Annotated in this window: 21 protein-coding genes; 15 read left to right on the forward strand and 6 right to left on the reverse strand. The window is 55.7% G+C overall.

The genetic code is table 11. The annotated features are described in order from the left end of the window. The first annotated feature begins 2 nt into the window (after positions 1 to 2). On the forward strand, positions 3 to 4,478 hold the full coding sequence (locus tag SD961_RS17865; protein WP_318791685.1) for an autotransporter outer membrane beta-barrel domain-containing protein: 4,476 nt from the start codon (positions 3 to 5) through the stop codon (positions 4,476 to 4,478). Positions 4,479 to 4,596: 118 nt separating this feature from the next. Here the strand turns inward: SD961_RS17865 and SD961_RS17870 are convergent, their stop codons facing one another. Further along, positions 4,597 to 4,953, reverse strand: a complete 357-nt coding sequence (locus SD961_RS17870) for an MmcQ/YjbR family DNA-binding protein (protein WP_318791686.1) — start codon at positions 4,951 to 4,953, stop codon at positions 4,597 to 4,599. A 210-nt stretch (positions 4,954 to 5,163) separates the two neighbouring features. Between SD961_RS17870 and SD961_RS17875 the strand changes: the two genes are divergently transcribed. The 8 genes from SD961_RS17875 (at position 5,164) to SD961_RS17910 (ending at position 12,865) form a co-directional block, all read left to right on the forward strand. After that, complete coding sequence (locus SD961_RS17875) at positions 5,164 to 6,162, forward strand: MsnO8 family LLM class oxidoreductase (RefSeq protein ID WP_318791687.1); 999 nt, start codon at positions 5,164 to 5,166, stop codon at positions 6,160 to 6,162. 1 nt (position 6,163) lies between these two features. After that, positions 6,164 to 7,324: an amidohydrolase gene (locus tag SD961_RS17880; protein WP_318791688.1), complete on the forward strand. Its 1,161-nt coding sequence runs from the start codon at positions 6,164 to 6,166 to the stop codon at positions 7,322 to 7,324. A gap of 89 nt (positions 7,325 to 7,413) precedes the next feature. Beyond that, a complete protein-coding gene (locus tag SD961_RS17885; protein ID WP_318791689.1) occupies positions 7,414 to 8,727 on the forward strand; it encodes an LLM class flavin-dependent oxidoreductase in 1,314 nt (437 codons plus the stop codon). Between the two features lie 9 nt (positions 8,728 to 8,736). Beyond that, complete coding sequence (locus SD961_RS17890; protein WP_318791690.1) at positions 8,737 to 9,678, forward strand: ABC transporter substrate-binding protein; 942 nt, start codon at positions 8,737 to 8,739, stop codon at positions 9,676 to 9,678. 9 nt (positions 9,679 to 9,687) lie between these two features. Continuing rightward, on the forward strand, positions 9,688 to 10,212 hold the full coding sequence (locus SD961_RS17895; protein WP_318791691.1) for a GNAT family N-acetyltransferase: 525 nt from the start codon (positions 9,688 to 9,690) through the stop codon (positions 10,210 to 10,212). Next, positions 10,209 to 11,135 carry an amino acid ABC transporter permease gene (locus tag SD961_RS17900; RefSeq protein ID WP_318791692.1) on the forward strand — a complete coding sequence of 309 codons (927 nt, stop codon included), beginning with the start codon at positions 10,209 to 10,211 and terminating at the stop codon, positions 11,133 to 11,135. The genes SD961_RS17895 and SD961_RS17900 overlap by 4 nt, the downstream gene beginning before the upstream one ends. Then, positions 11,119 to 11,913 carry an amino acid ABC transporter ATP-binding protein gene (locus tag SD961_RS17905; RefSeq protein ID WP_318791693.1) on the forward strand — a complete coding sequence of 265 codons (795 nt, stop codon included), beginning with the start codon at positions 11,119 to 11,121 and terminating at the stop codon, positions 11,911 to 11,913. Before SD961_RS17900 ends, SD961_RS17905 begins: the two co-directional genes overlap by 17 nt. 46 nt (positions 11,914 to 11,959) lie before the next feature. After that, on the forward strand, positions 11,960 to 12,865 hold the full coding sequence (locus SD961_RS17910; RefSeq protein ID WP_318791776.1) for an ABC transporter substrate-binding protein: 906 nt from the start codon (positions 11,960 to 11,962) through the stop codon (positions 12,863 to 12,865). 98 nt (positions 12,866 to 12,963) lie between these two features. Here the strand turns inward: SD961_RS17910 and SD961_RS17915 are convergent, their stop codons facing one another. The 5 genes from SD961_RS17915 to SD961_RS17935 form a co-directional block, all read right to left on the reverse strand. Continuing rightward, on the reverse strand, positions 12,964 to 13,911 hold the full coding sequence (locus SD961_RS17915) for a cytochrome d ubiquinol oxidase subunit II (protein ID WP_318791694.1): 948 nt from the start codon (positions 13,909 to 13,911) through the stop codon (positions 12,964 to 12,966). Continuing rightward, positions 13,904 to 15,253, reverse strand: coding sequence for a cytochrome ubiquinol oxidase subunit I (locus SD961_RS17920; RefSeq protein ID WP_318791695.1), 1,350 nt, complete (start codon positions 15,251 to 15,253; stop codon positions 13,904 to 13,906). The genes SD961_RS17915 and SD961_RS17920 overlap by 8 nt, the downstream gene beginning before the upstream one ends. Beyond that, positions 15,246 to 15,728: a DUF1641 domain-containing protein gene (locus SD961_RS17925; RefSeq protein WP_318791696.1), complete on the reverse strand. Its 483-nt coding sequence runs from the start codon at positions 15,726 to 15,728 to the stop codon at positions 15,246 to 15,248. The genes SD961_RS17920 and SD961_RS17925 overlap by 8 nt, the downstream gene beginning before the upstream one ends. Then, entirely contained in the window at positions 15,728 to 18,697 is a 2,970-nt protein-coding gene (fdhF, locus tag SD961_RS17930; RefSeq protein WP_318791697.1) for a formate dehydrogenase subunit alpha, read from the reverse strand. Before fdhF ends, SD961_RS17925 begins: the two co-directional genes overlap by 1 nt. A gap of 224 nt (positions 18,698 to 18,921) precedes the next feature. After that, positions 18,922 to 19,872 (reverse strand): sugar-binding transcriptional regulator, encoded by a 951-nt coding sequence (locus SD961_RS17935; protein WP_318791698.1) that lies wholly within the window; start codon positions 19,870 to 19,872, stop codon positions 18,922 to 18,924. 201 nt (positions 19,873 to 20,073) lie between these two features. Between SD961_RS17935 and SD961_RS17940 the strand changes: the two genes are divergently transcribed. The 6 genes from SD961_RS17940 to SD961_RS17965 all read left to right on the forward strand — a co-directional run bounded on the left by SD961_RS17940 (position 20,074) and on the right by SD961_RS17965 (position 26,134). Then, complete coding sequence (locus SD961_RS17940) at positions 20,074 to 21,012, forward strand: D-ribose ABC transporter substrate-binding protein (protein ID WP_318791699.1); 939 nt, start codon at positions 20,074 to 20,076, stop codon at positions 21,010 to 21,012. A gap of 15 nt (positions 21,013 to 21,027) precedes the next feature. Further along, positions 21,028 to 21,639, forward strand: coding sequence for a DUF2291 family protein (locus SD961_RS17945; RefSeq protein WP_318791700.1), 612 nt, complete (start codon positions 21,028 to 21,030; stop codon positions 21,637 to 21,639). Then, positions 21,639 to 23,159 (forward strand): sugar ABC transporter ATP-binding protein, encoded by a 1,521-nt coding sequence (locus SD961_RS17950; protein ID WP_318791701.1) that lies wholly within the window; start codon positions 21,639 to 21,641, stop codon positions 23,157 to 23,159. Before SD961_RS17945 ends, SD961_RS17950 begins: the two co-directional genes overlap by 1 nt. Before the next feature lies 1 nt (position 23,160). Then, complete coding sequence (locus SD961_RS17955; RefSeq protein WP_318791702.1) at positions 23,161 to 24,270, forward strand: ABC transporter permease; 1,110 nt, start codon at positions 23,161 to 23,163, stop codon at positions 24,268 to 24,270. 75 nt (positions 24,271 to 24,345) lie between these two features. Continuing rightward, positions 24,346 to 25,176, forward strand: coding sequence for a transketolase (locus SD961_RS17960; RefSeq protein WP_318791703.1), 831 nt, complete (start codon positions 24,346 to 24,348; stop codon positions 25,174 to 25,176). Then, a complete protein-coding gene (locus SD961_RS17965) occupies positions 25,169 to 26,134 on the forward strand; it encodes a transketolase family protein (protein ID WP_318791704.1) in 966 nt (321 codons plus the stop codon). The genes SD961_RS17960 and SD961_RS17965 overlap by 8 nt, the downstream gene beginning before the upstream one ends. Positions 26,135 to 26,206: the final 72 nt, after the last annotated feature.

Consider the following 26,206-nt stretch of genomic DNA (forward strand, 5'->3'; position numbering starts at 1 on the left):
TTGTGATTGGCAGCGGCGTGCAGAATGCTACCGGGATGCATCTGGAAGGCGGCCCGGATGCCACCATGCTGAACAACGGCACTATCGACGTCAACGGCAGAGCACAGTTCCAGCCTGTGGAGAATGTCGCGATGCTGGTGGTTGACTCCGGCACGGGTGGAAAAGTGGGGAATGCTGGAACAATAAATCTTAACGGCGACAACAGTACGGGTCTGAAAGTGATCGCCAGAGGGGAGAGCAGCGCCAGCGCCTGGTCCAGCGGCGCTATCAACGTGACCGGCAATGCGGATGAGGCAAACGGCACGCGTAATACCGCCGTCTGGGTCTCGGGACAGGATGGCGGACACGCCTCCGCGACCTTGACGGGACCTGTTACTTTAAGCGGCGAAGCGGCAATTGGTATCCGTGCGGAGGGGAACGCCACGGTCAACGTCGACCAGAACGCCGTGCCCCGTTCCGGCGGCGGTCAGTATCAGATCAATTTTCTGGCGATCGGCCCGGATGCAAAAATCGAGCTGCCCACAGAGGGTAATTATTCAGTTTCAGGCTGGCACTCCACTGTTTTTCGTTACCAGGAGGGGGCGGATTTTGATGGCGCAGGCCTGACGATCGTCCCTGATGCCTCATTCTCAACGGGGATCATCGGTAGCGGTAACGGGACGGATATCAACACGAACGGCGCAGTGCTGAACGTGGGCCTTTACTCCACAGGGGTAGTGGTTGAGGGCGGGGCGCAGGGTATGATTGATTCCGCTACCACGCTGAACCTCACCAGCCTGAACTCAACGGCGGCCATGGTGGATGGCCTTAAGCACGATCTCACCGGTTATATCACCAATATCAGCTCGCCAGATGCCACCACTTCACTGATTAACCACGCCGCTATAAGCGGCATGGCTGACCGTCAGGTTGGGCTGATAGCGCAGAATCGGGCTCAGCTTACCAACACAGGCGACATTACTCTGGCAGGTGACAGCACAACGGGAATAATGGCGAGCTACGGCGCGAAGGTCACCAACAGCGGCGATATCAGCGTCACCAGAAGCGGCACAGGCATCCGTTTATTCGATGGTTCTTTTGCTGATTCCGCCGCGTCGCCAACGGTAGTAACCAATAACGGCAACATTGACGTCGGTGCTTCCAGTGAGGCGGTGCTGCCAACCCAGGGTATTTCACTAAGCGGTCTTCGTGGGCAGTTTTACCAGAACGGAACTATCAGCCTGCATGGCGATAATGTGATAGCCGGTGAGGTCTATGACAATGCCGTGCTCTATCTGGGCGACACCAGTACGGTAAAATTCAATAATCCTGGTCAGACCGGATATGTAGGGTCGGATAATGCGGTGATCGCCAGCTATGGCGGCAGCGTGGAGGTCAGCACGGCCGGGTCGACACTCTATAATCTGCGCGGCGGCACCCTGTTTAACCCTCTTGCTGCGGCTGATATCACGCTGAATGGCGCGAACTCTGTCGGGACCCTGGCATCCGGTGTCGGCACCACGCTGTTTGGCACCGACCGCTATCTGGTCAACGGCAACGGGGCCACGGCTGTTCTGATTGCGGAGGGGGCTCGCGCATCGATAACCAGTCCCATTGTGCTGAACGGTGCAAATACCACGGGCGCGGTCAGTGATGCCGGAGGCGCAACCCTGTTTGGCCTGGCCCCCATCACCGGCAGCGGCGCGAAGGCAACCGGCTATGATGTGGGCAACGGCGCCTCGCTGGATAATCACTCTCAGGTGGATCTGACCGGGGAGGAGAGCACCGGCGTTCGTCTGCACTCTGGCGGCAATTTTACCAACCGCGCACCCGTAACGGTCGCTTCCGGAACGGGGGTGGATCTCTCTTCAGGGTATGGCAGTTATACCCCGCTTAACAGCGAGCTGCGCGCCAGTGACGGTACGGCGGCAATGCGGGTGGGAAACAGCGCCGTGCTGGAGGTAGTGGGTGATGGGCTCTATCGCAGCACGATTGTCAGCGAAGGCCGCGCAGATGGAATTTTGCTGGATAAGGGCGCTTCCTCCTTTACGGCCAGCGATATCATTATCGGATCTTACGGCAGCGGCAGCGCAATCAATAACCGGGCAGAAACCGCCGGTATCTCGCTAAATAACGTCTTTATTGATGCGAGCGGCAGCGGGAACGGTTTACGCTCAGCCACCTCATTCGACTATGGCGGAAATGCCTATATTAACGTTACCGGCGATGCCACAGGTTATCTGTTCGGTAATGAAGATGGTTCCGTCACCAGTAACGATCTGGTGATCGGCCCGAATTACACCATCTTTGTTACCGGCAGCGGATCTGCCATTCGTGCCAATACCACCGGACGGGTGATCTCTGACGGCTTTGTCACTATATACAGTCAGAACGGCGGATCGGCCATCGTCACCAGTACCGCCAGCGAAGTGATAAACCGGGGATCGATTTTCTCCTTCAGCACGACTTCGCCCATTATCGATCTGCGCGGCGGCCAGTCCGTTTTTATCAATGAAGGCGACCTTACCGCGCCCTTCCCGGAAACCGTGGTGGTAGCCGGTGGGGCCGCTAACGATACTATTGCACTTCTGGACGGTAACGTGGTCGGGGATGTGAATACCGGCAACGGCACCGACAGCGTGGCGATCACCGGTGGCCGGATCAACGGCAGCCTGACCATGGGCAGTGGCATAAATAACCAGGCGCTGATCAAAAGCGTGGATCTGAAAAACGTCAGCCATCTGACCACGGCGGGAGGCAAAGGCAGCACGCTTAGCCTGAGCGACATTACCGCGCAGGGCGGCTCGTTCAGCGAAGGTGATAATCTGACGAAAGGGGTTAATCTGGGGACGGGCTGGAGCACGCTTAATCTGCTCAATACCAACTGGACGCTGACCGATAACCTCAAACTGGCGCACAGCACCCTGAACATCGATCGGACCTCAACGCTGTACGTGGGCAATCAGGTAGATCCGGTTCTTGCGGGCGGCACCAACGACTCACTGGTGGTCAATAACGCCGGGACGCTTGATCTCACTAACGGCAACGGTGTGGCAGGCAATAGCTTGACTCTGAACGGCGGGCTGGCTTCGGCCGGTGGCAGCCTGAGGCTGAATACGTTGCTGGGCAGTACGCTGAACAGTCAGCAAAGCGATACCCTTCGGGTTAACGGCAACGCTACCGGTACCACGCTGCTGGAAGATTCCTTTACCGCAGGCAGCACCGCCATGCAGGCTGATAGTGACAGCAATGGCGTCCTCAGCGCAGACGAAGGGATCACGCTGGCGCAGGTTTCCGGCAGGGCCAGCGCCAACAGTTTTGCGCTGAAAGGCGGCTATGTTGCTGCGGGTCCCTGGCAGTATGGTCTTTACAGCTTTGCTCCAGGCTCAGCGGATGCCAGCCAGCGACTGGTAAGCGGCAGCGGGGATCAATTCTGGGACTATCGTCTGGCTAACAATTACATTTGTGAAGCGGGTTCGTTGTGCCAGCCGCAGGCCGGAAACAGCAGTGCTGCCGTTTCGCGCCCTGCAGTGGTTCCCCAGCTGCCATCCTATCTCTCCGCGCCGGTGGGGCTAGCTTATTCTACGCTGGCGATGCTGGACGATCTGCATAAGCGGCTTGGCGAGCTGCGCGACTCAGAGAGCGATCCGCAGGGAATAGGCGGCGAGATGTTCCTCCGCTACACCGGCTCTAATCTGAAATATATGACCAACGTGGCGCAGAGCAAATATGGTTATGATTTTGATCTGGACTACAACGCGTTGCAGGTAGGCGCCAATCTGATGAAATTTGAGGGTAATAATCAGAGCCTGCGTGGCGGCATTGCCTATACGCGAGGCAATACGCGCATCAGGCCTTATGCGGCTGACGGCTACAGTTCTACCTCGTTTGACAGCGACAGCCTGGCGCTCTATACCACCTGGCAGCGCGATAACAAGTTCTATCTGGACGGTACCTTAACCTTCGACTGGCACCGTGGCGATACGGATATCGCGCGCCAGAAAGAGGTGGCAACATTAAAAGGCAAAGGGTGGAACGCCTCACTGGAAACCGGCTATCCCTTCGAACTTGGCAGCGGTATCCGTCTTGAACCGCAGGCCCAGCTGACCTGGCTGCATCTGAAAATGGATAATTTTACCGATGAAGATCGTACCACCGTAAACTATGACAATTACGATCAAACCCTTGGCCGCGTGGGCGCAAGGCTCGATCGCACCTGGCAGGATGAAGCGGAGCGGCACTACACCCCTTATCTGCGCACTAACTACACGCGTGGCTGGGGCGGCACGGCAAAAGTTACGGTTGGCGCAGCCGATACGGCTATCAGTCAGAGCTTCAACAGCGGCAAGTTTGGTCAGATGTGGGATGTGGGCATCGGCGGTACCACCACTTTTAAAAATGCCGTATCGATCTACGCAGAAGCGGATTACAGCAAAGAGATAGAGGGCAATGGCGCAAAAGGTTGGGGCTATAACGCGGGCGTGCGCTGGACCTTCTGAGTGGGGCGGCCAATTATTGTAAACCTGAGCGCACCGATTCTGTCGGTGCGCTCTCAAGTATACATAGTTCGCGGTGTTTGCATTCTGTTAATAAGACAAAGCTGCACGCGCGCAGCGATCAGGCAGCGGTCAGTTCATGGCTTTCAGATAAAAGATCGTGTATTTCCGGTGGCGATAACGGGCCGGATAAGAGAATGCTGATCCAGTGCTCTTTATTCATGTGATAAGCAGGCAAAATCCCCTCTTTCTTTCTCAGGGAACCGATCTGCTCCGGCCTGACTTTCACCTTCAGGAGGTCAATTTTCTCTTCTGTTTCCAGACCAGGCTTTGTACCCGTCACGTGCATGACTATGCCGAACCATTTTTTTCCCTCATGATGCCGGAGAACGGCATAGCCAGGAAGATTGCTCCATAAATACTCTGGCTCTGCTTTGTAGCGCTCGCGGGCATATTTGAACAGCGCTTCGCGTTTCATCGTCTCTCCTCTCCCTGTAAGTAGAATTGTGCACAGAGTAGTACCGCACCTCAAAAATCACTATTTCCCAGAGTAATTTATCTTTCTGCCCGATTATTTTATTTATTCGCTTATCTCTTTTTTGACTTCATATTTTCATATTTATTGTTTTACTAAAAATAAGCGCCGCCTCACACTTGCCTTTAAACGAGATTAATGAGGGAGAGGTGAATGGCCTATCGACTGAGTTTATTAGATAAATCGCCGGTTATGTCCGGCGAGACGGCAACTGCCGCGCTTCAGCGAACCCTGCATCTGGCGCAACAGGCTGAAAAGTGGGGCTATCATCGTTTCTGGCTGGCGGAGCATCACAACACAGAACAGTTAGCCGGCCCCTCACCGGAAATACTTATTGCCTGGATAGTGGCACAGACGCGCTATATTCGCGTGGGTTCTGGCGGCGTCATGCTCCAGCATTACAGCCCCTATAAGGTGGCGGAAAACTTCAATTTGCTGGCCTCTCTGGCTCCAGGAAGAATTGATTTGGGGGTGGGAAAAGCGCCAGGAGGAATGCCGCTTTCCACCAACGCTTTACAGCTGGGTATTGATGCGGCAAAAAAAGGAAACTTTGCCGACCAGTTACGCTTACTGAATAGCTGGCTGCAACCTGTTGAGCAAGATGGCGATGAAGAGATATTACGCGCCACGCCTCAGCCAGCACATGCGGCGAGTCGTTTTCTGCTGGGAGCCAGTGAAGAGAGCGCGCGACTGGCCGCAGAGCAGGGTTGGCAATTTGTATTTGCAGCGCATCTTAACGGTGACCGGCAGCTGCTGGAGCACTCTCTGCAAACCTATTCCCGTTTAAGCGACGGCCAGCGTGCGCTGGTAGCCGTACAGGTCGTGGTGGCGGACTCCCCGGCAGAAGCCAGCCTGCTGACTGCGGGCCTCAAACAGTATCACGTTCAGGTAAAAGGGGGGCAAGGGGTGAATGTCGCCACGCTGGAGCAGGCGGAACGCTATGTTCGCCAGGGTGGCTATACCGACTATCTGATAGAGCCACGTACGCCTTCGCTGATCAAAGGGACGGCGGCTCAGGTGCATGCACAGCTTCAGGCGCTGCATCAACATTTTGCCATTGATGAATTTGTAATTGATACCCCAATTAATGACGCAAAGGCGCGGTTAGCCTCGCTGGAGTCGCTGGCGACTCACCACCTGGTCGCTGCCTGAGATGGGCCTGTTAACAGCGTTACCTGACATCACGGAAGAGGCTCAGCTGATCGCCTGGCGTCGGGAGCTGCACACCTGGCCCGAACTCTCTGGTGAGGAATTTGCTACCACTTCCCGGCTGCGGGAATGGTTAAAGAGCGCGGGCATCCGTCTGCTTGATTACCCGCTGGCAACCGGCCTGGTTGCTGAAATTGGTTCTGGCGAAACGCTTGTGGCGCTTCGTGCCGATATTGACGCGCTGCCGATCAATGAAGCGAGCGGCGTGAGTTTTCATTCGCGTCAGCCGGGCGTAATGCATGCCTGCGGCCATGATCTGCACAGTGCGGTTATGCTGGGAGCGGCGCTTAAGCTCAAAGCGCGTGAGTCAGAGCTAAACGGACGGGTGCGGCTGCTGTTTCAGCCTGCCGAAGAGATTGCACGCGGCGCCAGAGAGTTTATTGCGGCTGGCGTGCTGGACCAGGTGCAGGCGATCTTTGGCATGCATAACGAACCCAATCTTCCCACCGGAACTTTTGCCACCCGTGGCGGCGCGTTCTATGCCAACGCAGACAAATTCAGAGTGAAGGTGACGGGAAAAGGCGCTCACGCCGGACACCCGGAGCAGGGCGTGGATACGATCCTGGTCGCCAGCCAGATTATCCAGGGGTTGCAGGGGCTGGTCAGCCGGAATTTTAACACCCTGGAGAGCCTGGTGTTGAGCATCACCCGCATAGATGGCGGCAAAACCTGGAACGTATTGCCAGGAAGCGTGGAATTTGGTGGCACGGCTCGCACGCATGATTCCGGGGTAAGAGCTGAACTTGAACAGCGTGTTCGTCAGCTGGTTGAGTCTTTCGCCGAAGCCAACGGTGCGCACGCCTCCTTAATCTGGCAGGCTGGCCCGCCGGTGCTGGTCAATGATGAGCGCTGGGCAAACTTCAGTAGCGAAGTAGCGCAGCAGGCGGGTTATCGGGTGCAAAAAGCCGATCTGCACCTCGGCGGTGAGGATTTTGCTTTTTATCTTCAGTCCGTTCCGGGAGCCTTTGTCAGCATCGGCAGCGGCAGCGCCGCCGGGCTGCACCACGCTGCTTTTAATCCGGACGAGGCGTCCATTGCGCCAGCCGCCCGCTATTTTGCCGAGCTGGCCGTTCAGGCCATTCAGCACCTCAACGCGCGATGTTGATCCTTCTTTAACCCTTACCTCCTGATCCGTCCGGGCGCAGATCGACTCGATCCCGCCAGGCTTTTCACCGCCTGCAAAGAGAGAACATCATGACCACAAGAGAGCTTCGACTGGGCACCATTTTACATGGGGCTTCGGGGAATATGTCTGCCTGGCGCCATCCGTCTGCCCAGGCGGATGCCAGCATCAACATTGAATTTGCCAAACGCATTGCCCGCAAAGCCGAGCAGGGAAAGCTCGACTTCCTGTTTATTGCTGACGGTCTTTATATCAACGAAAAGTCGATTCCCCATTTTTTAAACCGTTTTGAACCGCTCACGTTGTTATCGGCACTGGCTGGCGTTACCGAGCATCTGGGGCTGGTCGGCACGGTATCCACCTCCTACAGCGAACCTTTCACGGTAGCCAGGCAGTTTGCCAGCCTTGATCACCTTAGCGGTGGCCGTGCCGGATGGAACGTGGTGACCTCACCACTGGAAGGATCGGCAAAGAACTTCTCGCGTCAGCAGCATCCCGAACATGCATTGCGCTATCGTATTGCCGATGAATATTTGCAGGTAGTGAAAGGGCTTTGGGATTCCTGGGAAGAGGGCGCCTTTATCCGCAATAAACAAAGCGGCCAGTTTTATGATCCCGATAAGCTGCATACGTTAAATCACCACGGCGATTTCTTCCAGGTTCAGGGACCGTTGAACATCTCCCGTACGCCTCAGGGAAGGCCAATTATCTTTCAGGCCGGGGCATCCGAACCCGGTAAAAAACTGGCTGCGCAGCATGCGGATGCCATTTTTACCCATCAGCCAACCCGCGAAGAAGCCCAGGCTTTTTACCGTGACGTTAAGCAGCAGCTGACGGCGGCAGGCCGGAAGCCTGAAGATCTGCATATCTTCCAGGGAGTGAGCGTGATAGTGGGCGATGATGCAGACCACGTAGAGCAGCAGTATCAGACGACTGCTGCGCTGGTTTCCATTGAGGATGCGCTGAACTATCTGGGACGCTATTTCGATCACCACGACTTCTCCCGGTATCCGCTTGACGATCCTTTCCCTGAACTTGGTGCTATCGGACAAAACAGCTTCCGCAGCACCACCGATGAGATCAAACAGAAGGCCCGTGAGAAAGGACACACTCTGCGCCAGGCGGCGCTGGAGGCCGCAACGCCGCGCCCCCTGTTCCACGGCACGGCAGAAGAGGTCGCGGATGGGCTGCAACTCTGGTTTGAAACTCACGCTGCCGATGGCTTCATCATCAATGGCGGTACTCCGGATACTTTTGAACGCTTTGTTGACACTGTTGTTCCCGTTTTGCAGGCGCGTGGTCTGTCACGGCGGAACTACCCCGGCAGCACACTGCGTGAAAACCTTGGGCTTAACCTGCCCGTAAACCAGTTCACTCAAGAGTAAGAGCGCGCTATGCAGAATAAGAAGACAGTTGTCGCCCTGTTACTGATCGCCCTGAGCGGAAGCACGGCAGCCGCAGAGACGGATGTTGCTTACAACGGTCAGCATGTCAGCCTGGAAGCAAACAAAACGCCGGTAAATACCGCAAAAAATCCTCAGGCGGTCGCCCGCCTGCCGCAGGGATTTCACTTTGCCGTGCCGGGTTCATTCACCGTGGCCGTAGCCGCGCAGAATTCCCCGCCCTTAACGGTCTTCGCGGATGACAATAAAACCCTGCTGGGCAGCGAGGTGGATATCGCCCGCCTGGTGGCAGAGAGCCTGGGACTCAGGCTCAACGTGGTGCCTACCTCCTGGGAGGATTGGCCGCTGGGCGTCGCTTCCGGCAAATATGATGCCGCGATCACCAATATTACGGTGACCAAAGATCGCAAAGAGAAATTTGATTTTGCCACCTACCGCAAAGACTCGCTCGGCTTCTATGTGAAAAACAGCAGTCCGGTTAAGTCGCTGAGCAAAGCGGAGGATATTGCCGGGTTACGCATTATCGTCGGTTCAGGGACTAACCAGGAGGCGATCCTTCTGGCGTGGGATAAGGAAAACCAGAGCAAAGGGCTGAAGCCGTTCACGCCTGTTTATTCCAAAGATGATGCTGCGCAAACGCTGGCGCTGCAATCTGGACGCGCCGACGCTTATTTCGGTCCTAACGTCATTGGCGCATGGAAAGCCGCCTTGAAGGGGCAAACGCGGCTGGTGGGCAGCGTGGATGGTGGCTGGCCAAAAGCGGCGCACATTGCGGTCACCCTGAAAAAAGGCAGCGGGCTGGCCGAACCGGTGAGCATCGCGCTGAATGGCGTGATAGCCAATGGTGACTATCTGAAGGTGCTGAACCGTTGGGGAGAGGGCGTAGAGCGCATTGAGCGCTCTGAGATCAATCCGCCGGGTTTGGGTGATTAAGGAGGCATTATGAGCCAACAACTGTTTCGTGAAGTGTCCCCAGAAGCGCCAGAACTGCAACCCATTCTGAGCGGATTGTTTGGCGAGTATGCCCAGCGCTACGGCGACTATTTCTCCTCTAAGCAGGAAGTGGAGCAGACCGAGTGGTATCTGCCGCCTCAGGGGCTGTTTCTGGTGCTGGAACAGGACAATGAGATTATCGCAATGGGCGCTTATAAGCCCTTTGATAGTGAAACTGTTGAGATGAAACGCATCTGGACACGGAGCGATCTGCGCCGTCAGGGGCTGGCACTGGTGGTGTTAAACGAGCTGGAAAGGCGGGCCAGACGGGCCGGTTATCATAAAGCCTTTCTGACCACCGGCTTTCGCCAGCCGGAAGCGGTGCGGCTCTATGCCGGACACGGTTATCTGCCGCTGTTTGATCTCAGCGGCGATCTCGAGCGTTACGGCCAACCGCCACACGACGGCCGCTTGCGCTTCACCAAGGTGATTAACGTCTTCAGTAATGAAAAATCAGCGGAGGAGAGGGTATGAAAGAGCCGGGTCAGCTGGAGGTTGTTCCGGCACGTTATCCTGCGCGGCTGACAGGCGCGCTGATTGCCCTGTTTATCCTGGCAGGCGTAGTGCAGTCCGTTGCATTTAATCCGCGATGGGAATGGGGCGTGTTTGCACGCTGGTTTTTTGATCCGGTCATCCTGCACGGGCTGGGGCAGACGCTGCTGCTGACCCTGCTGGGCGCTGTTTTCAGCCTGTTACTGGGCGGCGTGCTGGCGCTGGCCAGGCTCTCCTCATCCTGGCTGCTCAGCAGCCTGGCCTGGGGCTATATCTGGCTGTTCAGGTCGCTGCCGCTGATTGTGGTGCTGATCATCCTCTACAACTTCTCCTATCTGTATGAAACCCTGTCGGTTGGCGTGCCGTTTACCACGCTCTCGTGGGGGCATTTCCAGACCATTAACGTGCTGGGCCAGTTTCAGGCTGCGGTCATTGGGCTGACGCTGGTACAGGCGGCCTACAGCGCGGAGATCATCCGTGGCGGCATTCTGGGCGTCGATCACGGACAGTTTGAGGCCGCTTCAGCGCTGGGCTTATCCGCCAGCCGCCGGACGTTCAGTATTATTCTTCCGCAGGCGTTGCGGGCAATTGTCCCGACAGCCTTCAATGAAATTATCAGTCTTGCCAAAGGCACCTCGGTGGTTTACGTGCTGGCGATGCCTGAACTCTTCTACACCATCCAGATGATATACAACCGCAATCAGGAAGTGATCCCGCTGCTGATGGTCGGTGCGGCCTGGTATCTGATTATTACTACCGTACTCTCAGCTATCCAGCACAGCGTTGAACGCTGGCTGGCCCGTAGCGTCAGCCGTGAGCCACAGCCGTCACGCTGGCGTCAGTGGCGCAAAACGGCCACGCCACTTATCTCAACAGAGGAGACCGCGCATGTCAGAGGCCATTGATTATCGCCATGCCCACGCTACCGGCGCTATCAGCATTACCGGCGTCAGCAAAAGTTTTGGCAAACATAAGGCGCTTGATAACGTTTCGCTGGAGCTGGCTCCCGGTTCGGTGACGGTGATCCTGGGGCCTTCTGGCTCGGGGAAATCGACGCTGCTGCGTACGTTGAATCATCTGGAGCGGGTGGATCAGGGGTTGATCCAGATAGACGGAGATTACATTGGTTATCAGCGGCGCGGTGACAAACTCTTTGAGCTGAAAGAGAAGGCTATTCTTCGCCAGCGCATCAACGTGGGTTATGTGTTTCAGAACTTCAACCTCTTTCCCCATATGACGGTGCTGGATAACCTGATAACCGCGCCCGTTGCGCATCGTCATCTCGCAAAAAGTGACGCCGTCACAAAAGCGGGCGAGCTTCTGGAGATTATTGGCCTGCGACACAAGGCAGATGCCTGGCCGCGCCATCTTTCCGGCGGCCAGCAACAGCGCATCGCTATTGCCAGAGCGCTGATGCTTAACCCGCGAGTGATGCTGTTTGATGAACCCACTTCGGCGCTTGATCCTGAACTGGTCAGCGAGGTGCTGGATGTGATTAAAAAACTTGCCCGTTCCGGTACGACGCTGGTGATTGTGACTCACGAAATTGGTTTTGCCAGGGAAGTGGCAGACAATATTGTGTTTATGGATGAGGGGAAAATAGTGGAAAAAGGCAGTGTACATCAGGTTCTTTCGCAACCCCGCCATGAACGTACACGACGCTTTCTGGCGAGGGTGCTCTGATATGGCTGGAATGTTGACTCTGGCAACAAGGCCTGTCAGGAGAGGGATCAGAGAGTTGTCCGTCACGCTGGCTCTTACCCTTTTATCGGGCAGTCTGAGCGTTCAGGCTGCTGCCCAACTCAACGCTTTTGATAATGAAACGCCCATTCATGCTCCCGCCAATGCGGAGGCTGTCAGGAAAATTCCCGCTGGTTTTCATTTTATCGAACCGGGAACGCTGACGGTGGCCACCTCGGCCACTAACTCACCGCCGCTGGCTTTACTGGGTTCGGATAACGTGACGCGGACAGGCAGCGATCCCGATATTGCCCGTCTGCTGGCCGATAGTCTGGGGCTGAAACTCAAACTGGTGCCCGCCTCCTGGGAGGAGTGGCCTTTAGGGATCAGCGCGGGCCGCTACGATGTCGCTATGTTTAATATTGCCGTCACCGAAGAGCGTAAGAAAAAGTTCGATTTTGCGACTTACCGCGCCGACAACCACGCCTTTTCTGTAAAAACAGAGAGTCCGGTAACCTCCATTAACTCCCCGGCAGAGATTGCCGGAAAGCGTATTATTGTCGCCTCCGGCACCAATCAGGAACGCATTCTGCTGAGCTGGGATCAGCAGAACAGGGCAAAAGGGTTGCCGCCTGTCCAGCCGGTTTATCTGATGGATGATGCTTCAGCTACTTTATATCTGCTTTCCGGGCGGGCGGATGCCCTGTTTGGCCCACACTCCATAGCCGCCTGGAAAGTCGCTTCCCGTGGGCAGACCAGGCTGGTGGGCAAGGGGCCTTTCCGCGCCTGGGTTGCGGTGACCACGAAAAAAGGCAACGGGCTGGCAGAAGCGTTACAGACGGCGCTGAATGGCGTCATCACCGGCGGTGAGTATGAAAAAGTGCTTCAACGCTGGGGTGAGCAGGATGAAGCCGTCACACGTTCAGTTGTGAATCCGCCGGGGATTGTTTATTAGAGAGCAAAGCAGATCGCTATGTTGGGGCCAACTGTGGCGTAATGCCTGGATAACGCACTGAACTGCCGACAGGTTTAACGGCCTGCCGGAAAGGGCACCTAGCTGACTTTTCCGTGCAATACCCAAAATGCCCAACTGTTATAGATTAGCGTAATGGGGATCGCCAGGGCTGTGCCACCCAGCACAAAGGCACGGGTTGCCTCCGGAGCCGCCGCATCCTGCAGGCTGAGCACATCGGGGATCAGCCAGGGGTAGACGGTGCGCAGCGTCAGCGCGATCAGACTGGTGACCATCAGCAGTGCTGCGGCCAGCGGCAGCAGTCGCACCTGACTACGCAGTGCCACGGGGACAAGAAGCGCAAACAGCGTGCCGGCAGCTACTATCAGCTTAGCGCCAGGCAACGCCATGATTGTGGGTAACCGTTGCTGTTGCAGCAGCAACAGCGCTATTACCAGCAGAACGGTCAGCGCTAAAAATGGCCCGGCTAAACGGCTGGCTTGCCGTGCTGGCTGGCCCTCTGTTCGCCAGTGTACCCAGCAACAGCCCAGTAAAAGATAGCCCGCTATGGTTGCTGCGCCAAAAAGCACGCTGAAGGGAGAGAAGACGGCCAGCACGGAGTCCAGCGGCTTACCTGCCACAATGCTGCCAGCCAGTAAGCCCTGAATAAAAGCTACAGTGGTTGAGGCGATAATGCATACCCTGTCCAGCAGAAACTTAACCTTCAGAGAAGCATCCCGCCGGTACTCAATACCCACCGCCCGGAAAATCAGCGCCAGCAGCATGATAATTATCCAGGGGTAGAAACCGGTCAGCAACGTACCATAAGCGGCCGGGAACAGGGCGAGCATGCCGCCTCCCAGCAATACCAGCCAGGTTTCGTTCGCATCCCAGACCGGAAGAATAGTGGCAATCAGCTTATGCCTCTCCTGAATTTCAGGGAAAAAGGCCAGCAGCATGCCTACGCCTAAATCGGTTCCGTCCAGCAGCACATACATCAGTAGCGTAAAGGCAAGGACGCCTGCAGCCAGCGTTACTGAATCAAACATGGGTTTTCACCTGCTGTTCACTGCCATGCGTGGAGACATAGCGCAGAAAATAGTAAAGCCCAGCGAAAAAGGCGATGGCATAAACCACCAGGATTGCCACGCCTGAAGCAATAATCCAGTTCGCGGGGTGGGCAGAAACACTCTCTTCGGTTCGCAGATGCCCCCAGACGGTCCAGGGTTGCCGCCCTGTTTCCGTCACCACCCAGCCTGCCAGCATGGCTATAAAACCGGCCGGCGCCATCAGGGTTATCCATTTCAGCAGCGCTCTTGACTCATACAGACGCCGGCGAAGCCGGAGATATAACGCTGTCCCGCTAAGAGTCAGCATCATTATTCCCATCCCCACCATCAACCGGAAACCGAAAAATACCGGTATTACCGGCGGGATGTCACTGGCCGGGAACTCACTAAGACTTTTGATATGGCTGGAAAGATCGTGCTTAAGATAGAGCGAGGCTATCTGGGGTATCGCCACCTCGGCGTGGTTACGCTGTTCCTGCTGGTCCGGTAACGCAAACAGGCGCAGGGGTTCGCCCACGCCTGGCGGGGGGCTTTTCCAGCCACCCTCCATCGCGGCCACTTTTTGCGGCTGATATTTAAGCGTGTTCTCGCCATGCAGATCGCCCACAACAATCTGTACCGGCATCAATACAACAGCGAGCCACATGGAGGAGGAGACCATGAGTTTCGCCGCAGGGATGTTTAACCCTCTCAGCAGACGCCAGGCTCCCACGCCGCCCACCATAAAAGCCGTTGCCAGCAGAGCGGCGATAACCATATGCGTCAGACGCCAGGGCAACGAGGGGGAACTGATGATGCTCCACCAGTTATCAGGCCGGAAATGGCCCGCCGCATCTGTGCTGAATCCGGTGGGCGTCTGCATCCAGGAGTTGGCCGCCAGGATCCAGAACGCACTGATAACCGCACCTATCGCAACCAGCAGTGTGACGCAGAAGTGCAGCTTTGGGCCAATTTTGTTCAGGCCGAAGATCATCACCCCGGCCAGCGCGGATTCCATAAAAAATGCCACCAGAACTTCATAAAACATCAGCGGGCCAACGACAGCACCCGCTTTGGCGGACAGCGGCCCCCAGTTGGCACCAAACTGAAATTCCATCAGCACGCCAGTCACGGCGCCCACGACAATCGTAAGAGCAAAGACTTTTAACCAGAAGGTATAGGCCTCGAAATAGCGTTTCTCCTTGCGAATAAGCCAGACTGCCTCCAGAAAAGCCAGAAAAGAGGCCAGCCCGAGTGCAAAAGCAGCCAGGATGATATGCAGGCCAATGGTCACGGCAAATTGCCATCGTGAGAGCAGTAGCGAGAGTGCGGCATCAGACATGGCTTTTTTTACCGGAGTAACGGGTGATCGGTTTCTCCGGCGGCTTTTCCATTGAGGCCGCAAAAGCACGGAATCCTTTCAGTAACGGCGAAATACCCTGCCAGACCTCATCATCCCGCAACAGCCTGATCACCCCTTTGATCCCCGGCGCGCCCTGTTTTTCAACATTTTCGGACTCCTGGCTAAGGGCATTGGCAGCATCGGTGATGGCCATCAGCAGCTGATTAAAGCGTTCGGGCGGCACGCGTGAGAGTGCCATCAGCAGCAGCGAGATATTCTGGATTGCCGTCAGAGAACCGGGTCTGTTTACCCCCTCTACCAGCACCTTCGCAATATCGGTATTGGCGCAAACAATATCGTTGGCCAGGCGCAAAAAACCGTGCTGATGCAGATTCTCAATCAGCTTATCAAGGGACTCTCTGGCATTGGGTTCTGTGCGGGTTGGAGGAACCTCATACTTCATACGTTCAGCCATTAAAACTTCTCCGGGTGTTCAGTGTGTTCAGGTGGAAGGGTGTAACCCTCCTGCTGCCATTTCTCTTCAATCGGCAGATGGACAAGGGGTGTCCGATCGCCATAACGGAAGTTTTCACGCGGAAGCGGGCTTCGGTTTAGCGAATGGCCGAGCTTACGCAGTGAAATGGCTATCTCTTTATAGGCGGGGGTATTCACATCCGGATCGTGATGTTCGCCAGTCAGCCCGTTGATACCGGGTTTACCATGATGAATAGGAATAAACAGCACGTTTCCCTGCACACGGTCGGTGATCAGCACCGGAACCTCTAACGAGCCTCTGCGGGAAGTGAGTGAAACCCAGTCGCCTTCACTCAATCCCCGCTCTTTCGCCAGCTCCGGGCTGATCTCCACATACCATTCAGGGGAGAGTGAGAGCAGTCTGCCGCCCCGACCGGTCTGATTGGTGGACTGGAAATGCTCCAGCATCCGGCCATTGTTCAGCAACAGATCGTACTGCTCATCGGCACTTTCTGCCGGTGGTTGCCACTGAAGAGGGTAAAGCTTTGCTTTACCGTCAGGGAATTTAAACTTATCCGTATAAAGCAGCGGCGTATCGCTGCCGTCAGCGTTGACCGGCCACTGCTGCGACTGCCATCCGCTAAGGCGGTCATAGCTCACGCCGGCAAACATTTCGGCAATGCCTGCCACCTCAGCCATGATTTGCGAGGGGTGGGTGTAATACCAGGGGTGGCCCAGATGCGAAGCGAGATCGGTCAGGATCTGCCAGTCCGGTCGGCTTTGCCCCAGCGGCGGCATCACTTCATAAAAACGCTGGATGCGCCGTTCCGTATTCACAAAGCTGCCCTCTTTTTCCACGCTCGGGCAGCCCGGGAGCACTACATCAGCGAACTCTGCCGTACGGCTCATAAAGATATCCTGCACCACCATAAATTCCAGCCCGCTAAAGGCCTGATGAACGTTGGAGGAGTCAGCATCGGAGAAGGCGGTTTCTTCGCCGATAACATACATCGCTTTCAGCTTACCGGCATGGGCCTCCTGTACCATCTTGAAGTTATCCGCTCCGGCCTCTGCGGAGAGTTTCTCCGGGTCCACACCCCAGGCTTTGGCCCATTTCTCACGCATGGCCGGGTCAGTCACTTTTTCATAACCGGGATAAATGTTGCTCAGGCAGCCGAAGTCACTGGCACCCTGGACGTTGTTGTGTCCACGCATCGGGTAGCCACCCGTGCCCGGACGACTATAATTCCCGGTCACCAGCAACAGGTTAGAGAGGGCGGTACTGGTATCGGCACCGTGGCTGTGCTGGGTTATCCCCATTGCCCACAGGATGCAGACGCTCTCCGCCTGGCCAATCATCTCTCCTGCCGCCGCCAGTTGTTCCTCGCTGAGTCCGGTCAGCTCACTGGCATACGCCAGGCTGAAAGGGGTGAGCGAGGCAAGATATTTATCCCTGTCGTTAACTTTCTCCGCCAGAAACGCTTCATCAGCATAGCCGTGCTCAAACATGTAGCGTGACATGGCGGAAGCCCAGGCGAGATCGCTGCCTGGTTTGATACGCAGATAGCAGTCAGCCCGGTCAGCCATCTCATGCCGGCGGGGATCGACTACCAGCAGTTTTTGCCCCTGATACTTATGTGCGTGCTTGATACGAGCGGCGATCACCGGATGATTTTCTGAGAGATTGCTGCCCACAACCACGATCAGCGAGGCTTTCTGCAAATCCTCAATACTGCCCGCATCGCCGCCGTAACCTACCGTACGAAACAGGCCTTCCGTCGCCGGGTTCTGGCAGTAGCGGGAAGAGTTATCGACATTATTAGTACCAAAAATCAGACGGGCTATTTTTTGCGTCAGGTAGGCTTCTTCATTACTGGCTTTGCTGGACCCGATAAAGCCAATGCTGTCACCCCCATGCTTTGCAGCCACACCTTTAAGCTTTTGCGCGACGGTTGCCAGCGCCTCTTCCCAACTGGCCGGACGGAAGCGGCCATTTTCGCGGATTAACGGGGTGGTCAGACGCTCTTTGCTGTTGACAAAATCCCAGGCGAATTTCCCCTTGATACAGGTAGAAATGCCGTTGGCGGGCGCTTCTGCCACCGGCTGCACCTTAAGAATGTGCCGGTCTCTGGTCCACATTTCGAAGCTGCATCCCACGCCGCAGTAAGTACACACGGTCTTGGTTTTTTTGATCTCATGCTGGCGCATCGCCATGTCCATCACCGAAATGCCGGTGATCGGTTCCATCCCGATGCTGTTTTCCAGTGATTTGACGAAATCGATCATCGGTCTTTTGAGATCTGTCGGCATGTCGGTAAACGGCCCCGCGTCCGGCTGCATGGTTTTCTCCAGCAGCGCGTTACAGGGACAGACGGTGACGCAATGTCCACAGCTGACGCAGCTTGAACCGGCAATTTGTTCTCCGCCGTCCCACAGCACTCGCGGATGGTCGCTGTTGTAATCAATAGAGAGCGTCTCGTTAACCTGCACGCTCTGGCAGGCTTCCACGCAGCGGCCGCACAAAATGCACTGGTCGGGATCGTAAGTATAAAAAGGGTTGCTGTGATCTTTTTCCGAGGGCTTGCGTTCGTAAGGATAATATTGAATGGGGATATGCATATCGGCGACGGTGTTGTGCAGCGTACAGTCACCGGTGTTATGTTCACATACCGTACAGTAAAGCTCATGCCGGTTAAGTATCCTGTCCATTCCCTCCTGCTGGGCTGCCTTAGCTGAGGTGCCGGTACTGGTTATCTCCATGCCTTCTGCAGAGCGGAGCGTACAGCCCCGAACCAGCTCGCCGTTGTGCTTTACCCAGCAGACATCACAGGATTGCAGAGGAGGGAGCGAAGGGTGGTAACAAACGTGGGGAAGCATCTTACCCTGGGCGGTCAAAAAATCGATAAGGGGCTGATCCGCTTTGCCGGTCAGGGCCTCACCATCAAAAAGAAGGGTGCAGTAATCTGTCATTATGGTTATCTCTTATCCACGACATTGAAAATTGCCTCCTGCAACCGAGCCTGTCCCTGGGTGTTTTGTAAAGTTACGTGGCTAAAGCCTGGTAGCTTTCTGGAGATTTGTCACGGCAGAGACAGAAATCGGGGCTGAAGGTACAGAGGGGAACAGATAAGGAGGGGAATAAGAGGGCGGAAAAACAGACCCGGACGGCTGCCGGATCTCTGGTCAGCAGAGAATTACTCCTCCAGCAGTTTTCGTGCAGTAGGATAATCCACAATCAGCACGTTGATGTAGTGCCCCACCAGCGCGCCACGAATGGCACTGGCCTTGCTGATGCCGCCAGCCAGCGCCACTACCTGTGGGCAGGCGCGGGCCTGTGCCAGCTCCATACCGATCACCGGATCTTCATCGGCGCTGAGCACCGGTTTACCGCTGGCGTCGTAATAGTGCAGACAGATATCGCCCACAGCCCCGCGTGAAGCCAGCGTTCTGAGCATCTCCTCATCGTAATAGTTACCGGAGCTTTTCAACTGTTGCGAAGGCTCCAGTTCACCAATGCCTACAATAGCAACATCAACCTCGCCAAATTTACTGACCACTTCCGCAACTTCGGCATTGGTTGAAAGACGCAGACGTTCCTCAACCGAGCGCTCAATGCTTTGCGAGGGGAGCAGCCAGGCTTTACAGCTCATATAAGCAGCCAGCGTTTGTGTGAGAATGGTGGCCTGCACATTGCCGTTAGCCCCGACGCCGCCTAACAGCTGGATCACTCCCCGTGCCTTAACGCTTTGCGGATGCAGGGCGTCCACCATGGCGCGAATGGTATCGCTCCAGGAAGAGATGCCCACCAGATCGTTAGCGCGGATGCGCGTTTCCATGTAATGCGCGGCCGCAGAGCCTATCGCATAGCGGATCTGCGCTGGTGTCGCCTCTTCAGCGGCATCCACCACTATCGCCTGTTTCAGGCCATATTTTTTCTCAAGACTTTTTTCGATGGCGGGAAAAATATTGCCGGGCGGAATAACGCTAATCTTCACCACGCCTTCGTTCAGGCAGCGCACCAGCATGCGTGAAACAAAGGACTGAGATAAACCCAGCATTTTAGCAATATCAGACTGCTTCATCCCCTCGCTGTAATAAAGAGTGGCAATTTTTACCATCAGGCGTTGCTCATCCTGTTTAGACATTGTTTCTTCCTGGTTTTGCTCTGTCGATTTTCCTGAAAGTCATAAAAATGACGCCCCACGCCCATTTCCGATCAAATCCCTTAGCGAGCTGTGATCCTGTTCGCTTTTCTGCACACTTTATCTGGCAGGGAAACCAAGTGTAAATCATATTGAATGAATAATAAATCACGATTGAATATATATTCATAACGGAGATAATAAATGAAACGTACCCTGCTCACCGGTTTACTCTTATCCACCATGACCCTTTCTGCCGCTGCACTGGCTGCCGAAAAAGGGTTGATCGTCATTATCACCCCTTCACACGATAACCCTTTCTTTAAAGCGGAAGCCGATGGCGCAGAGCAAAAAGCGAAAGCCCTTGGCTACTCCACGCTGGTAGCCTCCCATGATGATGACGTTAACAAGCAGAATCAGCTGATTGAAACGGCTATAGCCCGCAAAGCACAGGTTATTGTGCTGGATAACGCAGGTGCAGATGCCACCGTCGGACCGGTGCAGAAGGCTAAAGATGCAGGCATTCCTACTTTCCTGATCGATCGTGAAATTAACAAACCGGGGATTGCCGTGGCCCAGATTGTTTCTAACAACTATCAGGGCGCGCAGTTAGGGGCAGAGAAATTTGCCAAACTGTTGAACGGCAAAGGTGAGTACGTAGAGCTGCTGGGTAAAGAGTCCGATACCAACGCCGGGGTTCGCTCTCAGGGCTACCACGATGTGCTGGATGATTATACCGATATGAAAATGGTAGCGCAGCAAAGCGCTAACTGGAGCCAGACCGAGGCCTTCAGCCGCATGGAAACTATTCTGCAAAAAAATCCCAATATTGTCGGCGTGATCTCCGGTAACGACACCATGGCGCTGGGCGCTGAAGCGGCGCTTAAAGCGGCCGGTAAGAAGAATGTGATTGTGGTGGGCTTTGACGGCAGCGATTACGTGCGGGACTCCATCATTAACAAAGGCAATATCAAAGCCACCGTCCTGCAACCTGGCTGGGCACAGGCGCAGATGGCTATTGAGCAGGCTGACTATTACCTGACCCACGGTAAGGCGCAGAAGGAAGAGAAGCAGCTGATGGACTGCACCCTGATAGATGAGTCCAACGCCAGCAAGCTGAAATTGTTCAATCTCGCACCGTAAGTCAGGGAGCCAACAATGCTGACTAAACGTGCCCATTGCGGGCTGCTGTTCACCGCCGCGCTGCTGTTAAGCGCCTGTACCGTGGTCGATCTCGATGCCAGCGGGCAACCGATTATTCCCAAAGATCCTGCGGTGAAACAGGGCTATCGGGATCAGACGGCGCAGCAGATAGCGGAAGCCACCTGGCAGAGCAAAGTGCTGGCCGAAGCCGACAGCCACGCCCTGAGCTGGGCCGATATGAAAGTGCGTAGCAGTACCGTTAAAGCGGGCACCAGTGACAGCCTGTTCGTTCGCGCTACAGGAACGGTCACGGCGGTGAGTGCGGCCAGCGAGCGGGAACGCATTGTGACCGTGACCCTGAACGGGGAAGCGGTACCTGTGGCTATCGGCCCGGTTATTCGTAGCAATGCGATACGCGATGCCGCGGGCTTCCGGTTTGAAGAGTTCACTAACCAGGTTCAGTACGCTCAGCTTACCAGAGCGCTGAACCGCCACGCGGTAAAACAGCTGCCGCCGGTTGAGGAGAGTTGGGTTGGTAAACAGGTGCAGTTGCTGCTTGCCGTCACGTTACAGACCAACAAGGTGCAGGACGTGGTCGCCGTTTCCCTGAAACAGGAGCAGCCATAATGACGCAGCCCGATCCGATTATTTTGCAGACCCGAGGCGTATCGATGCTGTTTCCCGGCACGCTGGCGCTGGACAATATCGACTACAACGTCTGGCGCGGTAAGGTGAATGTGATTATTGGTGAAAATGGCGCCGGTAAATCCACGCTGATGAAAATTCTTGCTGGCGTGCAGCAACCTACCAGCGGAGAGATCCGCCTTAACGGCGAGCTGATAACCCTTAACAGTACGCGTGAGGCGGCGCGGCGCGGTATTGGTATGGTGCATCAGGAGCTGAACTTGTTTGAGAACCTCTCGGTGGCAGAGAATATTTTTCTGGGCCGTGAGCTTCAGCATGGTCTGAAGCCGATTGACGAAAAAACGCAGGAGGCCCGTACCGCTGAGCTGATGCGGCGCCTGGATCAGGCTATCTCACCCCGTGAGCAGGTCGCCAATCTCAAGGTAGGACAACAGCAGCTGGTGGAGATTGCCAAAGCGCTGGCAGAAAACACCGATATTCTGATCCTCGATGAACCCACCTCAGCATTAAGTAAAACAGAAGTGGAGATCCTGTTCCGGGTGATCCGCGAGCTGACGCGCCAGGGGGTGACGATTATCTATATTTCCCACCGGCTGGAGGAGTTAATGGCCATCGGGGATGTGATAACGATCCTGCGCGATGGACGTTTCCAGGCACAGGCAGAGGTCAGCGACATTGACGTGCCGTGGATCGTGCGTGAAATGCTGGGGAGTGAACCCGTCACCAGTTTTCTCTCGCCGGGAAGGGAATTTGGCGTGCCGGTTCTGGAGGCGGAAAAAATCACCTGCGTTGGCCCGGCGGGCATTGCGGTGGTGGATGACGTCTCCTTTACCGTGCGCGCAGGGGAAATTGTCGGCATATATGGCCTGATGGGCGCGGGGCGTACCGAGCTGTTTGAATGTTTGCTCGGCACTCAGCGTAACTATCTCGGCAAGCTGTGGCTTGACAGCAAACCGGTGCCGCAACGGCTGGAGCCTGCAGAGCGCATCCGGATGGGAATGAGCCTGGTGCCGGAAGATCGCAAACGTACCGGCATCTTCCCGGTCTCCTCGGTGGCCAGCAATCTGACTATTGGCAGTTTGTGGCAGCGCCTTGAATACCGGTTTGCTATTTCCCGACGGCAGGAACAGGCGGTCGTCAAGGATACCGTCAGCAATCTGTCGATCAAAATATCCTCCCCGGAAGTCACTATTAATGCCCTTAGCGGCGGTAATCAGCAGAAGGTGGTGATTGGACGCTCGCTGCTGACCAATCCCCGTCTGCTGCTGCTGGATGAACCGAGCAGGGGAATCGATGTGGGGGCAAAAGCGGATGTATTCCGCATGATGGTTAGTCTGTCGGAGCAGGGTATTGCCATTCTCTTTTCCACCTCCGATTTGAAAGAAATTATGGCGGTCTCGGATCGCATTCTGGTGATGTCCGGCGGGAAGCTCACCGCCGATATTCCTCGTGCGGCGGCAGAAGAGTCGGCGCTGGTAAAAGCAAGTGCTCAGGGGTTCTGACATGAAAAACAGCCACACGGCCGCGCTGGGCATCCCGCCGGTAAAAGCCTTTAATTCGCGGGAAAGCCTGATTCTGCTGCTGTTAAAAATGCGCACCTTTATTGCGCTGATCCTGATTGTGGGTTTCTTTGCTGTCACCGTGCCCGATTTCCTCGCGCTGGGCAGTATGGTGATCATGATTAAACATATCGCCATTAACGCCTTCCTGGCGCTGGGCATCACGTTTGTGATTATCACCGCCGGGATCGATCTCTCCATTGGCGCCACGCTGGGGCTGTGCGGCATGATTGCCGGCTGGCTGATTACCAAAGGTATTGTACTGCCGATGTTTGGTATTGCGATCTTCCCGAGCGTTTGGGTGATTGTGCCGCTGGTCCTGCTGGTGGGGGCGCTGATAGGGGCCGGAAACGGCTGGATTATTACACGCTATAACGTGGCGCCATTCATCTGCACGCTGGGCACCATGTATATTCTGCGCGGTGCAGCGATGCTGACTTCGGGAGGCGAGACGTTTCCGGGGCTACAGGGTAATCCGCAGTTAGGCAATACCGGGTTTGATGATATCGGCGCGGGCTATTTTCTCGGCCTGCCTTACGCTATCTGGATGATGGTTGTGCTGGCACTGGTGATTGCCTATATCGCCAGACGTCTGCCGTTTGGCCGCCATGTCTACTCGATTGGCGACAATGAGCGTGCGGCGGAACTCTCTGGCGTAAGGGTGAAGCGGGTCAAAATCATGGTCTATGCCATTTCCGGTTTCTGTGCGGCGATCGCCGGGATTGTGGTTTCCTCACAGCTGGTGGCGAGCCACCCGGCGAACGGCACCTCATTTGAGATGAATGCCATTGCAGCGGTGGTGCTTGGCGGCACTTCACTGGCAGGCGGAAGGGGCACCATCCTGGGCACGCTGATTGGTGCCTTTGTGATCGGATTTCTGGCTGACGGACTGATTATGATGGGCGTCAGTGAGTTCTGGCAGATGGTGATCAAAGGTATCGTGATCATCATTGCCGTCATTATCGACCAGATGCAGAACCGCATGCAGCAGAAAGCTGCCGTGGTCGCGCAGAAGGCGCTGATAGAGGAAGGGGAAGCCAGCCGGCCTGGCTGAGAGGGGAATCTCCCTCATTTTTTTACCCGTCATGAATATATATTCAATGGTAAATTAAAATTCAAAGGTGGCACGATGAACCCGTTCAATCTCTCTGTAGAACAACTGAACAGCAAAGCGCGGGCCGTGCGTCGGCGCATTATTCATCTTAATGCGGGCAGCCCGGCTGGTGGGCATACCGGCGCCGATCTCTCGCAGGTTGAGATCGTCACGGCACTCTATTTCCGGCTGCTTAACTGCGCGCCGGACCGAACTGAAGACAGCACGCGGGATATCTATATCCAGTCCAAAGGCCATGCCGTTGGCGGTTATTACTGCGTGCTGGCTGAAGCCGGTTATTTTCCCGAAAGCTGGTTACCCACTTACCAGCATGCAGACTCTCATCTGCCGGGACATCCGGTTAAGCAGAAAACGCCTGGCGTTGAACTGAATACGGGCGCGTTGGGCCACGGTCTGCCGGTAGCCGTAGGGATTGCGATTGCCGCTAAAAAAGAGGGCAGTTCACGCAAAGTGTTTGTGGTCACCGGGGATGGTGAGCTGGCTGAGGGCAGTAACTGGGAAGCCGCGCTGGTTGCCGCACATTACGGCCTCGACAACCTGATCATTATTAATGACCGCAACAAACTCCAGCTTGCCGGGGCGACCAGCGAAATCATGAATACTGAACCGCTGGCGGAGAAGTGGCAGGCATTTGGCCTTAACGTCACTGAATGTGCCGGTAACGACATGGCTTCGGTGGTCAGTACGCTGGAAAACCTGCCTGCTAATGGCAGGCCGAACGTGGTTATCGCCAATACCGAAAAAGGGTATGGCGTCTCATTTATTCAGAGCAAAGCTGAATGGCACCACCGCGTGCCCAAAGGCGAAGAGATTATGCTGGCACTGGAGGAGTTGAAAGATGAGTAATGCACAACATCTGGCCACGGTAATGGTGGATACGCTGATAGCTGCAGTAGAGCGAGGTCTTGACGTGGTGCCTGTGGTAGCGGACTCCACTTCAACCGCCAAGATCTCCCCGTTTATTAAGGCGTTTCCCGATCGGCTGGTGAATGTGGGGATCGCCGAGCAGGTTCTGGTCGGCACCGCCGCTGGCCTGGCGATTGGCGGAAAGATAGCGGTGACCTGTAACGCCGCGCCGTTTCTGGTTTCGCGTGCCAACGAGCAGGTGAAAGTGGATGTCTGCTACAACAACACCAACGTCAAACTTTTTGGGCTGAATGCCGGGGCAAGCTACGGTCCGCTGGCGAGTACGCACCACAGCATTGACGATCTGGCCGTGATGCGCGGCTTTGGCAACATCCAGATCTTCGCCCCTTCCTGTCCGGTGGAGTGCCGTCAGATCATTGAGTATGCGCTTGATTACCAGGGGCCGGTTTATATCCGTCTTGATGGCAAAGCGCTGCCGCAGCTGCATGACGAGAATTATCAGTTTGTGCCGGGCGCTATCGATCTGCTCAGTGAGGGAAGCGATATCACCCTGATCGCTACGGGATCGACCGTCCATGAAATCGTGGATGCAGCAATCGCCCTGGCCGGACAGGGTATTTCCGCCGCCGTGATTTCTGTTCCGTCAATTCGTCCGTGCGACACGCAGCAGCTGCTCAGGCTGTTGCAGCGTGCACCGGCGGTGATCAGCGTCGAAGAGCACAATATCAATGGCGGCGTGGGCAGCCTGGTTGCAGAAGTTCTGGCGGAGAATGGGTGTGCCATCCCGCTTCTGCGGCTTGGCATTAAAGATGGCGATTATGCCATTGCTGCCGATCGCGTTGAGATGCGCGCCCGTCATGAAATTGACGCCGAAGGTATTGTCCGCCACGCGCTCAGGATCTGTAAAGAGCAGGGCGATCGCGCCACTCAGCGGTAAGGGGCAGCGCCCAACCCGTCGGTTAACCAGAATTTTCTAACTCACGCAGCCGCGTGCACTTTTTTTATGTCG

It is taken from the genome of Erwinia sp. MMLR14_017, assembly GCF_033657285.1.
GTDB lineage: Bacteria > Pseudomonadota > Gammaproteobacteria > Enterobacterales > Enterobacteriaceae > Erwinia.